General features: G+C 44.0%; 15 protein-coding genes. 8 read left to right on the top strand and 7 right to left on the bottom strand.

The features are described 5' to 3' along the window. The first annotated feature begins 57 nt into the window (after window positions 1-57). Window positions 58-327: a ubiquitin-like small modifier protein 1 gene (locus tag EDD67_RS04825; RefSeq protein WP_242005936.1), complete on the top strand. Its 270-nt coding sequence runs from the start codon at window positions 58-60 to the stop codon at window positions 325-327. A 1-nt stretch (window position 328) separates the two neighbouring features. After that, window positions 329-610 (top strand): MoaD-like domain-containing protein, encoded by a 282-nt coding sequence (locus EDD67_RS04820; protein WP_121438896.1) that lies wholly within the window; start codon window positions 329-331, stop codon window positions 608-610. Window positions 611-709: 99 nt separating this feature from the next. Here EDD67_RS04820 and EDD67_RS04815 read toward each other — a convergent pair whose 3' ends face one another. The 5 genes from EDD67_RS04815 to EDD67_RS04795 all read right to left on the bottom strand — a co-directional run bounded on the left by EDD67_RS04815 (window position 710) and on the right by EDD67_RS04795 (window position 5,649). Further along, a complete protein-coding gene (locus tag EDD67_RS04815; RefSeq protein ID WP_121438897.1) occupies window positions 710-2,515 on the bottom strand; it encodes an aldehyde ferredoxin oxidoreductase family protein in 1,806 nt (601 codons plus the stop codon). 91 nt (window positions 2,516-2,606) lie between these two features. Beyond that, window positions 2,607-3,590 (bottom strand): class I SAM-dependent methyltransferase, encoded by a 984-nt coding sequence (locus EDD67_RS04810; protein ID WP_123875802.1) that lies wholly within the window; start codon window positions 3,588-3,590, stop codon window positions 2,607-2,609. A 210-nt stretch (window positions 3,591-3,800) separates the two neighbouring features. After that, the gene (locus tag EDD67_RS04805) at window positions 3,801-4,268 is read right to left on the bottom strand and encodes a low molecular weight protein-tyrosine-phosphatase (RefSeq protein WP_121438899.1); all 468 of its coding nucleotides are present in this window, start codon (window positions 4,266-4,268) and stop codon (window positions 3,801-3,803) included. 67 nt (window positions 4,269-4,335) lie between these two features. Beyond that, window positions 4,336-4,641, bottom strand: coding sequence for a hypothetical protein (locus tag EDD67_RS04800; RefSeq protein WP_121438900.1), 306 nt, complete (start codon window positions 4,639-4,641; stop codon window positions 4,336-4,338). A gap of 213 nt (window positions 4,642-4,854) precedes the next feature. Then, entirely contained in the window at window positions 4,855-5,649 is a 795-nt protein-coding gene (locus tag EDD67_RS04795; protein WP_280524547.1) for an SDR family NAD(P)-dependent oxidoreductase, read from the bottom strand. Between the two features lie 153 nt (window positions 5,650-5,802). Between EDD67_RS04795 and proC the strand changes: the two genes are divergently transcribed. From proC to EDD67_RS13825, 5 genes are all read left to right on the top strand, one after another. Further along, entirely contained in the window at window positions 5,803-6,645 is an 843-nt protein-coding gene (gene proC, locus EDD67_RS04790; protein WP_121438901.1) for a pyrroline-5-carboxylate reductase, read from the top strand. A gap of 150 nt (window positions 6,646-6,795) precedes the next feature. Then, the gene (locus EDD67_RS04785) at window positions 6,796-8,118 is read left to right on the top strand and encodes an FAD-dependent oxidoreductase (RefSeq protein WP_121438902.1); all 1,323 of its coding nucleotides are present in this window, start codon (window positions 6,796-6,798) and stop codon (window positions 8,116-8,118) included. Window positions 8,119-8,158: 40 nt separating this feature from the next. Then, window positions 8,159-8,974: an ion transporter gene (locus tag EDD67_RS04780; RefSeq protein ID WP_242005920.1), complete on the top strand. Its 816-nt coding sequence runs from the start codon at window positions 8,159-8,161 to the stop codon at window positions 8,972-8,974. A 90-nt stretch (window positions 8,975-9,064) separates the two neighbouring features. Next, on the top strand, window positions 9,065-9,364 hold the full coding sequence (locus tag EDD67_RS04775; protein WP_093071620.1) for a MerR family transcriptional regulator: 300 nt from the start codon (window positions 9,065-9,067) through the stop codon (window positions 9,362-9,364). A gap of 8 nt (window positions 9,365-9,372) precedes the next feature. Then, the gene (locus EDD67_RS13825) at window positions 9,373-9,537 is read left to right on the top strand and encodes a hypothetical protein (protein WP_154718738.1); all 165 of its coding nucleotides are present in this window, start codon (window positions 9,373-9,375) and stop codon (window positions 9,535-9,537) included. 221 nt (window positions 9,538-9,758) lie between these two features. On the opposite strand, the gene EDD67_RS04770 is transcribed toward EDD67_RS13825, so the two are convergent. Beyond that, window positions 9,759-10,190, bottom strand: a complete 432-nt coding sequence (locus EDD67_RS04770; protein WP_093071621.1) for an OsmC family protein — start codon at window positions 10,188-10,190, stop codon at window positions 9,759-9,761. Window positions 10,191-10,293: 103 nt separating this feature from the next. Further along, a complete protein-coding gene (locus EDD67_RS04765) occupies window positions 10,294-11,286 on the bottom strand; it encodes an arsenic resistance protein (protein WP_093071622.1) in 993 nt (330 codons plus the stop codon). A gap of 254 nt (window positions 11,287-11,540) precedes the next feature. On the opposite strand from EDD67_RS04765, the gene cbpB reads away from it, so the two are divergent. After that, window positions 11,541-11,999: a cyclic-di-AMP-binding protein CbpB gene (gene cbpB / locus EDD67_RS04760; protein WP_093071623.1), complete on the top strand. Its 459-nt coding sequence runs from the start codon at window positions 11,541-11,543 to the stop codon at window positions 11,997-11,999. Window positions 12,000-12,255: the final 256 nt, after the last annotated feature.

Genomic DNA, 12,255 nt, shown 5'->3' with positions numbered 1-12,255 from the left:
CGCTCCTTGGAAAATACAAGCATAATAGACTAAAGGATGGTGATTTTCTTGAAAACAATGAAAGTTTTCGCAAATTTCCGCGATATATGCGGCGGCAAAACTGTCAACGTTGCTTATGAAGAAAACGAGACAATTGGAGTTATTTTAGAAGATTTAATTGCCCGTTTCCCGGAAATGGAGGAAGAATTATTCGAAAATGGCCGGACAATTAGACAGCACGTTCATGTGTTTGTAAACGGCAAGAACGTTATCCATCTGGACGGGCTTGATACCGTCGTTTATCCTCAAGATGAACTGGCGCTGTTCCCGCCTGTAGCCGGAGGCTGAGATGAATTATTCCCATACTAAAACCATGGAAATCCGCGGGATTCGTTTAGATGAAATCATAACTTACTTTGAACAGATCAGCGGCAGCAAATCGGTATCGGCTCACGGCCGGTCATCAGTTGAAAGTAAACATTGGTATGTTGATCTCTTGCCGGAAGAATCGTTTACCTTTATGCATTCAGATATTCCTGTTGTCCATTTTACGATTTTCGCTAACGATCAAGCTGTGCTTGATGACGTGATTAAAGCGATTCGTCTGAAAACATTTCGCGCTGGCGGATAGCGTTAAGATAGGAATATAAATAAGATTCCAGTTATCCTTGGCGATAACCGGAATCTCTTTCGTTAATTTAACTTTTTACGCTTGATTTTTACAGCAAAGTCAGATTTGCATTTGTTTTAATTTTTCTTCAGTGACGACGCCGTCTTTCCATCCCCGCGCATTGTAGTATTCATTGAGCATTTCCTCTAAGTGCGAGACAGATCCTTCAGAATTGCCTGTAGCGCCCTCTTTAAGGAACCGGTCCGGAAGCTGGTCATCTTTCACATCAAAACCGGCTTTGTTGTTAAAGTAACGTTCCAAGTTATAAACGCGTTCGCCGATTTCCATGATGTCATCACCGGTCAGCCTGATCCCGACGACCGATGTATATTGCTCTGCATATAAGTCCGCGCTTTCAGAGAACGCCGAGAATTTGCAGAGATCTAACGAATCAGAAAAAGCATGTAAATCTTGAAACACTTTTAGCAGCTCCCCTTTGCCTTTCACTTCCAGGCGGTCGACCGGTTCTGGAATTCCGGCAATTTCAGCCGACACGGTATAACCCCGCAAATGACAGGCGCCGCGGTTGCTTGTCGCATAGCCGAGCCCGATCCCTTGAATCCCCCGGGGATCGTACGCTGGAATACCCTGGTTTTTCACGACCATCGCAATCCCTTCATTACCGAATTTCGCTGCCGCTCGCCCGGGTCCGTCCGCAAGTACGTCGCCTAATCCTTGACGAAAAGCGACTTTTTCAATCCATTCGATCATCGTGTCGACGTCTCCCCACGGAATGCCTTCATCAATCATCCCTTTTTCATACGCTTCCATCGTGACACTGAACGTATGGCCTAATTCAATCGTATCGATGCCGAAATCATTACAGCGATCAATCATGTAAGCAACCGCTTCTTTGTTGCCTGTTCCGCAATTTGGACCGAGCGCCCAAGCAGATTCAAATTCAAAGCTTTCCATTTTGACTTTATACTTGCCTTCAGATACTTCAACTTCTTTTTTACAGGCGACAGGGCAGGCATGGCATGTCGGTTCGCTGACGAGAATTTCTTCGCGCACGGTTTCCCCGCTGACAGCTTCGGCATGTTCAGAAAACGTCGATGAGGAATTGTTTGTCGGCAACGCGCCCGACTCATTGATAATATTCATCAGCACGTTCGTCCCGTAAACAGACAGCCCGCCTTTATTCGGCGCCGTTAATGCTCCTTCGTTAATCGCTTTCAATCCGGCTTTCACAGCTGTTTTATATTCATCCGGCAACGCGGGTTCCGGCATGTTGCCGCGCTGAGCTCCTTTGATCACTATCGCTTTTAAGTTTTTCGATCCGGCTACTGCCCCGGTTCCGCCTCTGCCTGAAGCGCGGTCATCTTCGTTCATCCAGCCGGCAAAATTAACTTTATTTTCGCCGCCTTGACCGATTGTCATAATACTTGTGTCTTTTGAGCCGTATGTTTCTTCTAGGTGGCGAATCGTATCCTTTACGCCTTTCCCCCAAAGATGCGAGGCGTCTTTAAGTTCCGCTCTGCCATCTTCGACGTAAAGGTATACCGGTTTGTCGCTTTTTCCGGTGAAAATCAAATTGTCAAACCCGGCCCATTTCAACCTTGCCGCTGTCCATCCCCCCATGTGAGAATCCGTAACCGTGTTCGTTAACGGCGAGCGTGTTACCGTACATAGTCGTCCGCTCATGTGAATCCGCGTACCGGTCAGCGGCCCGGTCATCACTGCCAGCATATTCTCCGGTGAGTAAGGATCGACATCATATATTCCGTGATCAACCATATACTTCACACCAAGTCCCCGAGCACCTACGTACTTACGCAGATCATCCTCATTCAATTCACGGTACTCAACTTTTGCGGCGGACAAATCAACCCATGCTTCATGGTTTTTGTAGCCTCCCAAGTTCATGAAAATACCTCCCCGTATTTTAAATTTACTTCAATATACAATTTTCGCCATTGTAACCGCTTTCTCCTGCAACATAATAAAAAATTCTATTTTATTTGGTCAGGGTGATTAAATACCAACCCCCTTCACGAATCAGCGGTTCGATTTGCTTCACTTTCAAACCTGCTTCTTTCGCGTCTTTGATCAATTCCGATTGCACAGGAATAGGGTAAAGGTTAGTGTGAGCTGTCATAAATGCGTTAAAAGCTGTCGTGAAGGTTTGACCGGCCGCTGCGCCCATCAGCGGAGTTATAATCGTCACGACCCCTTTTTTCTCCAGAACACGATGAAATTCTTTGAGCAAGTGTGTGCGTTCCGAAGGCGGATAATAATAAAGAATATTATGAGCCATCACCATGCTGTATGTTTGCTTTGTTTGTTCCATAAATTGAGAAATACTGCCGACAAATATTTCCGCCCTGCCATTTAGACGTCGGGCTGCTTTTTTCGCTACCGCTTCATTAATTTCTACGCCTTGCAGCTTTACGCCGGATGTCTCTTCATAAATATGACTTAAGTAACCTCCGCTTCCGCAGCCGAGATCTAAAACAGATTCCGGTTTATGTTTTTTTACACATTTTAGCACCGCTGGAACCGCCGCTTTTTCTAACAGGGAAGACGTTTCTGCCACGACTTCGCCAAACGCATCGCCGGCGTAAGTCCGATAGACCCCGGATTTCATCCGTTCCGGGTATTCAAGCAGCGTCGGAATATGAAGCTCCATCATTTCCCGAAGCAAGATGCCTACAGATTCAGGGCTCGATGCAGAGGCATATTTCAACATGCTTTTAACAGCGCGGATTTTTCCGTCGCGCTTACCTTTTAAATGACCGATCTCCAACCCGACATCCACCCAGCACTGCAGCAACTCTTCGTCTAAAAAATACGTTGCAGCTGCATCCCTGACTGTCCGCTTGGACTTAAAAGCATCGAAAAGGTGCATCGTATAACCTACATGGGCATGCCACGTAACTAAAAAGTTCTCATTGCTTTTCATCCACTGCCGCGCTTGCATAAAACGCGCTAAATCGCTCATCACCTGATGCACCTCCACGAAGTTATCTCAACTTTCCATTCCCTTCCATCATCAAGCTTAAACGCAATGCAGGTTTATCATAACCAACATACTAAAATTATTTATTTCTAAAATTAAGTTTTTTAAAGACTTAAAAAATTTACACGTGCTTAAAGGGAGATTTTGATGATTTATAACAAAAAAGCTCGGCTGTTAACCAGCCGAACCTTGTCAAATACGTTCCTTCTCTTTTATATATGTCAGCAATCCGTTCGCAGCATCGGCAATCATGTCATAAACTTCATCAAAATTCCCCGTAAAAAACGGATCAGGAACATCGCCCTGATGCTTTGAAGCAAAATCGAGCAATTGATATAATGCTGCCGATTGTTCCGCTCCTTGTAAATTTTGCAGATGTGAAGCATTTTTTCCGTCCATCGAAATAATGTAATCGAATGTTGTTAAATCTTCTCGGCTGACTTGTCTTCCCCGCAGATGTCCCGGATCAATTTGATATTTTTTTAATACCTTAATCGTTCCTTCATGCGGAGGTTTATTTACATGCCAGCTGCCTGTTCCTGCTGAATCGACAAAAATCTTGTCCTCAAGTCCCTCTTCTTTTAATTTATCCCGAAAAATCGCTTCCGCCATCGGCGATCGGCAAATATTACCGAGACAAACGAACAGTACTTTAACCATTAAATTCGCTCCTTTGCTTTTTCTATTATTATAGATGTTCAGCCGGAGAATAAAAACCTCTCGGTCATTAACCGAGAGGTGCAGGCTGTTGCATATATTGTGCATAATTAGAACGAATATCTTTTTCGATCTCTTCAATGGTCGAAAAATCATCGCCAAGGCGGTACGTCTGGACACTTGTCAGTGAATCACACGCTGTTGAATCGCACTGTAAAATCTGTATTTGCTCTTCCGGATCGCATTCGAGTTTTTCTACCATATTCCCTTTATAACGGCAATCTGTATTTTCAAAACGCTCGTACACTACAAAAATACCTTCATTCGTCTCTTCCGCCAAAAGTTCTTTCGTTTCCACTAAATCTTTAACGATCATTTTAATCGCCTCTCCTTAAACTCTATTTGTGAAGATGATCACACATATCGTCTGCAATTCTTATCATACTAAATAAATGAGGTTGATGCACACGTATTTTTTGAACGTTATGTTACATTTTAATCGATTCGTAAAAAGCTTTCAAGCCCGTCACGTCAACTTTTTAATGAAAACGCTTCCTGTTGGTTCACTCGCAAGCCGGTTCGGTCTATGTTACTTTTTCATAAACAGCCGGCCGGCAATTTTTTCAGTTAACCCGGGGAACAGCTGATAAATCTTCGCCCCGGCGCTCATCGATTTAGGAAAATTCAATTCCCTTTTTGGTTTGGCAATTAATTTAACTGCTTTTTCGGCTACGTATGAAGCATCTAACAGGAACTTTTCGACATTCTTTTTATACTCTCCGCTTTGATCAGCTATATTAAAGAAGTTTGTTTCAACTGGGCCCGGGTTAATCGTGCTGATATGCACCGGATCGTCAGCGGTTTCCATCCTCACAGCGTTAGCAAAACCGATTAACGCATGTTTGGATGCCGAGTAAATACTTGCTTTCGGCGTTGAAATCTTTCCCGCTAAAGAGGCAACAAAAATGATCCGTCCGTACCGCTGTTTCCTCATTCGCGGAAGCACAGCTTGTGTACATGCCGCAGCTCCGAGTACATTAACACGCATCATATCTTCCGCATCTTTCATTGACGCATCTTCGATATAGTCAAAAACAGCAAATCCTGCATTGTTGATCAACGTCGTAACCGGTCCTTCTTCCGCCGCGATTTTAGCAAACACTTGGTCAACCTCGTCCGGTTTACTGACATCCAAAGTGTAATAAGGCGCCCTTTTGCCGGTCGTTTCTGCAATCGTTGCAGACAATGCGGCTAATTTGTCTTCCGAACGGGCAAGAAGCACAGGTGTACCGCCTTTTCGGGCGATCTCTAAAGCAATTTCAGCCCCGATACCGCTCGATGCGCCAGTAATAGCTGCCCGTTCGCCTGTCATTGTCATTGCCATATGTAACACTTCCTTTATTTAAATTCAGATATCCCGTATTATACGCTACTAAGAAACCGTTCGTCCAAGGTTTCGCCGTTGACATAAGCGATACAAACGTTCATACTTAAGAATAATTTTACAGATAACGCAGTTTAAAAAGGTGGCGATGTTATGGAAAAACAACTGACGGTATTAGGTGCCGGTTCAATGGCAGAAGCGCTGATTGCCGGTTGGACAAATACGAACGACCTTGCGCCTGAACAAATCATGGTCAGTAATCGTCAAAACGATGCACGGCTTGAACAGCTCGAAAAAGACTATGGTGTGCGGACATCCCGCTCAGCAAGAGAACTTTGCGGACACGGGGAGATTATTATACTAGCCTGTAAGCCAAAGGACTGGCTAAGCGCGCTCGAACCGGTCGTGGACAGTATCGGTCCGCAGCATACACTTGTGTCTGTTATGGCTGGCATTACAACCGAGCAAATGGAAAACCAGTTCTCTTTTCGAATACCGGTTATTCGAGCGATCCCGAATACATCCGCTGTCGTTAATGAAGCGATGACACCGTTTGCGAGCGGCAGATATATCGATGAGCCAGCAAAAAAAGCGGTTACCGACTGGTTTAAACTTGTCGGCCAAACCGAAGAAGTAGAGGAATATTTGATGGATGCAATGACTGCGATCACGGGAACCGGACCGGCATATATTTACTATTTAATGGAATCAATGGAGCTCGCCGCTGAGAAAGTCGGTATTGACAGGGACACTGCCCGCAAACTTGTTGCCCAGACGCTGTTAGGTGCCGGCATACGAGTCCAATCCAATGAGACGCCGCCCCGTATTCTTTACGAACAAATTATGAGTCCGCAAGGTACAACAGAAGCCGGGTTTACTGTTTTACACGAAGCTGATGTTCAACAAACAATGATAAAATGTATTGAACGCGCATCTGAACGGTCAAAAGAACTTGGCGGAATTGTATCATCTGGCGTCGGGCCGAATAATAAATAATGTACTGAAGCGCTCTTTGCACCGATCCTTGCAAGAGCGCTTTTAAATTTGCTCTGTTTCCTTCCCATATGTCTTGACGTAAATTATAATAGTTAAGGATTCAAACGCAGGGACACCGAAGAAATGTCGCCTGTTTAGGAGGTTTACACCATGAAGACGAGCGATTATGATATTGTCGTGGTCGGCGGAGGCCTTGCCGGTCTCGCATCCGCAGCCCTCTTAGCCCATCACGGAAAAAAAGTAGCCTTGCTTGAGCGCGGAAAGCTGGGCGGACGAGCAATGACGATTCATATGAAAGGGTTCCATTTCAATTTCGGCGCTCATGCTATTTATGGACGCGATAAATCTTACTTATCAGTGATCGAAAAAGAACTCGGTTTGAATGTGCACTGGGAAGATTTTAAACAGCTGAATGCAAAATATGATATGGGCGAGGAATCGGTGGTCATTCCTTCCAGTATGGGCGGCCTTTTACAAACGAAGCTCTTGAAAGGGAAAAACAAATTCCGCTTCGCTTATCACATTTTATTTACTACGCTTGGATTTGAAAAAGGTGATCCGAATTTATCGATCCAAGAATGGATTGAGCTTCATAATCTCAGTCCTGCCGTAAGAGAGATGATGCTTAATTTGGCAGCGACAAATTTCTTTTCCGGCGATCCCGACACGATTCCGTCAGATATCTTCTTTGATTATTACCGCCGTTTATTTAAAACGAACATTCCAGTCAGCTTTATTCAAGGCGGATGGGAAGTGTTAATTAATGAATTCAAACGTGTCATCACCGAAAATGGCGGTGATATCTTAGAAAAAACAAAAATCACTCATTTACAGACTGATGAAACCCGCGTTCTCAGTGCTGAAACGAAGAGACACCGTTTCACAGCTGATCAGTTTGTTTTTGCGGTCCCTCCTGAACAGCTGCAGGCTCTGTTTATCAACACTTCACTAAAAACTGAACTGAAGCGTTACACTGATTACGAACCGACGTATGTGATGTTTTACGATGTCGGCTTAAAAAAACAGATCAATAACGATTTTACGTATATTTTTGATAAGAACAGAGAAATGTTCATTACTGACATTTCTTATTATGATATGGAAGCGGCGCCGCCAGGCGGTCAGTTGTTGCAAGCAGTCGCCTATTTGCGCGATGAGCAAGTCAATGACCCGGAAGCTCACCAGGAAATTAAACAGAATCTCGAAGCATTTTATGATAAACATTATCCGGGATGGCGTGATCACCTCGCCATTCCGCGCGCATCAAAAAAACCGGTGTTACAGGCTGTGCGGTGGGCGATGAATCAGCGCGGCCTTCCCACCCATTTTTCACAAATCGAAAACGCTCATTTCGCCGGCGATTGGTGTGATGTGCATGGTCAGTTATCAGAGCGCTCTTTTGCCAGTGCTTATATCGTCGCCGATGCAGCCTTAAACGTTAATAAACCGGACAATACTTCTGCATCGCATTAATCGAGAAGGTTTGCGAGGAAGCGCCTGGAGAGTGAACGATTTGAATAAAAAAACTATCAGCCACTGGAAAATAAAATGCGCAGCGCTAGTGAGTCACTCTGCTTTCACTTATACAATTCTCGGCTTTATTATGATTAATGCCGTGATTGTCGGTTTAGAAACTTATCCTGAACTTTACACGAGTTACCAAAATTTCTTTTGGAATGCAGACCGCATTTTATTATGGATATTCACAATCGAAATATTATTGCGGCTTTTTGCCGCTGATAACCTTGGCTCATTTTTTCGCGGGAAATGGAACTGGTTTGACTTTTTAATTGTCAGTGCCGGCCACCTTTTTGCCGGAGCTCATTTTGTCACTGTATTACGAATTTTACGAGTACTGCGTGTATTTCGGGCTGTATCGGTCATACCGTCCCTTCGAAGACTTGTCGATGCTCTTTTAATGACGATTCCTTCACTGGGAAATATTTTACTGTTAATGAGCATTATCTTTTACATTTTCGGCGTAATCGGCGCTATGCTCTTTCAAAATATCGCTCCGGAGTATTTCGGAACGCTCGAACGTTCGATACTCACGTTGTTTCAAGTTGTCACCCTTGAATCATGGGCAAGCAATGTAATGCGGCCGATTATGGCTGTTGAACCGCTGTCATGGATCTATTTCGTCTCCTTTGTTTTGGTCGGTACATTTGTGATCTTTAACTTATTTATCGGCGTGATCGTCAGCAACGTCGAAAAAACCGAACCAAAAAAAGACGAAGTCGGCGATTCAAGCGAAGAAATCCGCGCATTGCGAAAAGAAATCCGCGAATTAAAAACAATGATTCATAACCAATCATCAAAAATAAATTGATCAGTGTCAGATTACCTTACAAATTTCGAGCCTGACTTTCATATCCATGGTATAGTATAAAAAAGTCTTGGAGAAAGTGAGGGGTCGTTCGTGACGCTCGATTATAAAGACAAGAAGGTCATCGGTATCGGAATTATCAGCGAACTAACCGGATTAACAGAGCGGCAAATTCGCTACTATGAAGAGCGCAAGCTTATTTTCCCAGAGCGAAGCAACGGCGGTACACGCAAATATTCGTTTGCCGATGTTGAACGCCTCGCAGATATAGCCGAGAAAATGGAAGACGGAATGCAGACGTTTGAAATTCGCAAAGAAGAAATGAAGCGTTCAGATGTACGCGATAAGATGCTGAAAGGACAGTTAAACGCTGCTTTTCGGATGAGAAAGTAGACAAAGTCATGGCATCGATCGATGTCATGTTAAAAGGAACGGATGACGACGCATCGTCCGGCTTCTTTCCGCGGGCGAGCGCCGAGCCGCTTCGGGCTGATGCCCTGCAGGGTCTCGCCTGTCTCGCTATCCCGCAGGAGAAAGCCGGGATGCTGGGTCATCCTCTTTTTTGAAGCGGGTGTATTCATAAAAAAGAAGCCATGCATCCACTCCTCCGACGCCTCCGGGAAAGCAAGAGACGAAGATCCGTATTCGGCGGTCTGAGACCGCCGAATACTAGCTGAGTCCTTGCCCGGGGCAAGCGGAGGGTAGTGGATTCATGGCTGACATAAAAATATAGTTTGTCTACAGTCTGAGGGGCACCCGTATACGGGTGTCCCTTTAAACTGTGTTTTTATTTTACTGTCCAGCTGTCTTCCATCTTAACATCTGCCGCTTTCATCATCGTATAAACCGGGCAGCGCGCCTCTACTTTCTCTTGCAATTCTTTGACCCGTTCTTCTGATTCGCTCGTTTTTACTGTCGCATTAACCCGGACAGTTTGAAAGTACGGCCGCACACTCGGATCTCCCATGAAACCTTTCGGATCAAATTCCCCTTCGATTTCAAAATCGATGCTTTGCAGATCAAAACCCATTTCTTTAGCAGCCATATTAGCTGTCACCGTTTCGCATGAGGCCAATGCTGCTAATGAAGTTTGAAGCGGATTCGGACCTGAATCTTTTCCGCCCATTTGACTTCCTTCGTCGAGAACCATTTCATGATTTCCTGCTGTTGCTTTTAGTGCTAAACCTTCTGATACACCGTTAACTTGAAATTTCATCATTAAAAATCACCTTTCTCTTTCCGTAATTAATTATTTATTATATTAACAGGGTAATAAAGGCCCCTGCGGGCTCCTTAATTCATATACCACATTGGGTATATATTTAAACTGATTTTGCTTGCATTCTTTCATCGGCTTCTGCCGGTTTAAACCAGCGCTTGCCAGCAAATTTTGCATAATACGTGATGCTTTGATATTGAACCATAAACGCCAACGTGACGAGCAAAGCTGCTTCACCTTGAAACGACGTTGCCGCAATTCCGATCGCGATCGATAAATTTCGCAGAACTGTACCATTTACAAGAGCAATCCCGTCATTTCTTGAAAACACTTTTCTTGCTATAAACGTCGCGAACGTATAATTAATAATGTAAAACAGGACAATCGATACGGCAGCGACGACGATCAATTCGCCATTTTGCAAAATCATTTCCGACCGCGCACTCGTACTGACAAAAACGACATACAGCAAGCCCCAGACACTTAAAGGGGACAAATTCGGTTTGATCTTCTTTTGAAAGTATTCTCTCGAGTAACGCTTTAACAGCACTCTGGTCGTAATTTGCGCCAATATAAGCGGAATGAAAACAACTATGAAAATAGTTTGGAACGTATTCCAAATATCAACCGGAACATATTGGCCAACCATGATTAACAAATACCACGGGGTCAATACTGAACCGATAATTAACCCAAAAACCGTCAATTTTACTGCAGCAGGTATATTGCCTTTTTGAATACCTGTCCATGCAATCGTCATGCCGCTTGTCGGCAATAAAGACACTAACGCTAAGCCGGCAAACAATTGCGGATGATCGCTTAAAAGGGTCAATCCAAACAGCATCGCAACGAGAGGGATCCAAATAAAGTTCACTAAAAAGGATACCCCAATCAGTTTTGATTCGCTTTTTAATTTAGTTAATTCATCAACCCGCAAACCTACCATCGTGGCATAAATCATCACGATCGTTGCGGCCAAAATTGTGTTTGACAGCGCCGATGTATCAGTATTTAAACCAACGATAAAACTGAAAATAAGTACAGCCGGGACAACAAAAATCAAATATTTTTGCGGGAAATGATACACTTTCATCATAAACGAACAACACCTTTGTATATTGTTATACCCCGTTGGGTATATGTGTAATATACGTGATATCTTTCTTTTTGTCAATCATCAATTCATTATTTTCTAATCGTTATCCAAACAGCACGGTTCACATCAAGCATAATTCTTTTTATACCAACTAAATGAAAGCGCTTGCGAACAAATTTGACTTTTTCCTTTCAAGCCGCTAATATATTAAATGGGAGTCAATGCCAAATCTAAGGAAAGAAAGTGTGTAAAGAATGCCTTATACTGAATACGAGCATCTGCTCAACCAATCGATTGCTGAATATGTGATCCCGTCAGAGCACGTCGCACATGTTCAACCGGATAATACATTGGAACATGCTCTGCTTGTACTTGTTAAATCAGGTTATACTGCCATTCCTGTTTTAAATACATCTTTTGAACTTTACGGGATTATTTCAAAAGCGAAAATCCTTGATGCGACCTTGGGAATGGAAAGAATTGAACCTGAAAGGCTGGATCAGTTTCAAGTCAAAGATACAATGACAACTGATTTTGCCGTAATTCATGACAGTGATACGTTTGAACGGGCAATCTCTTTGTCGATTGATCACCCGTTTATTTGTGTTAAAGACAGTAAAAATGCTTTCAGCGGAATTGTCCCGCGCAGCAAAATTTTAGCGCGTATGAACGGCTATCTGCATGAACAGCGCCGTCTAAGCTCTGATTTTTAACAAGCCAAACCGTCCCTCTAAAGAAGAGGGACGGTCAGACTGTAGACAAAGTCTCGATTACCCCGAGACAAGTCTACAGTCTTTTTTTATAATAGAGATAAAATGAACCTCGAAGAGGTTCCGTCGAGTCAATGTCCGGATAGAGAAAACAATGGGCGTGATCGGCTGCTGGTCGACAACCATCGCTCGCGTCCTGCGGAAGGACCGCCTGCCTCCTCGAGCTATCGCTCTGCGGGGTCAGGCCTGGCCCTTTTTT

It is taken from the genome of Salisediminibacterium halotolerans (assembly GCF_003814815.1).
Classification (GTDB): Bacteria; Bacillota; Bacilli; order Bacillales; family Salisediminibacteriaceae; genus Salisediminibacterium; species Salisediminibacterium halotolerans.
This window is presented reverse-complemented; position numbering and strand designations above follow the sequence as displayed.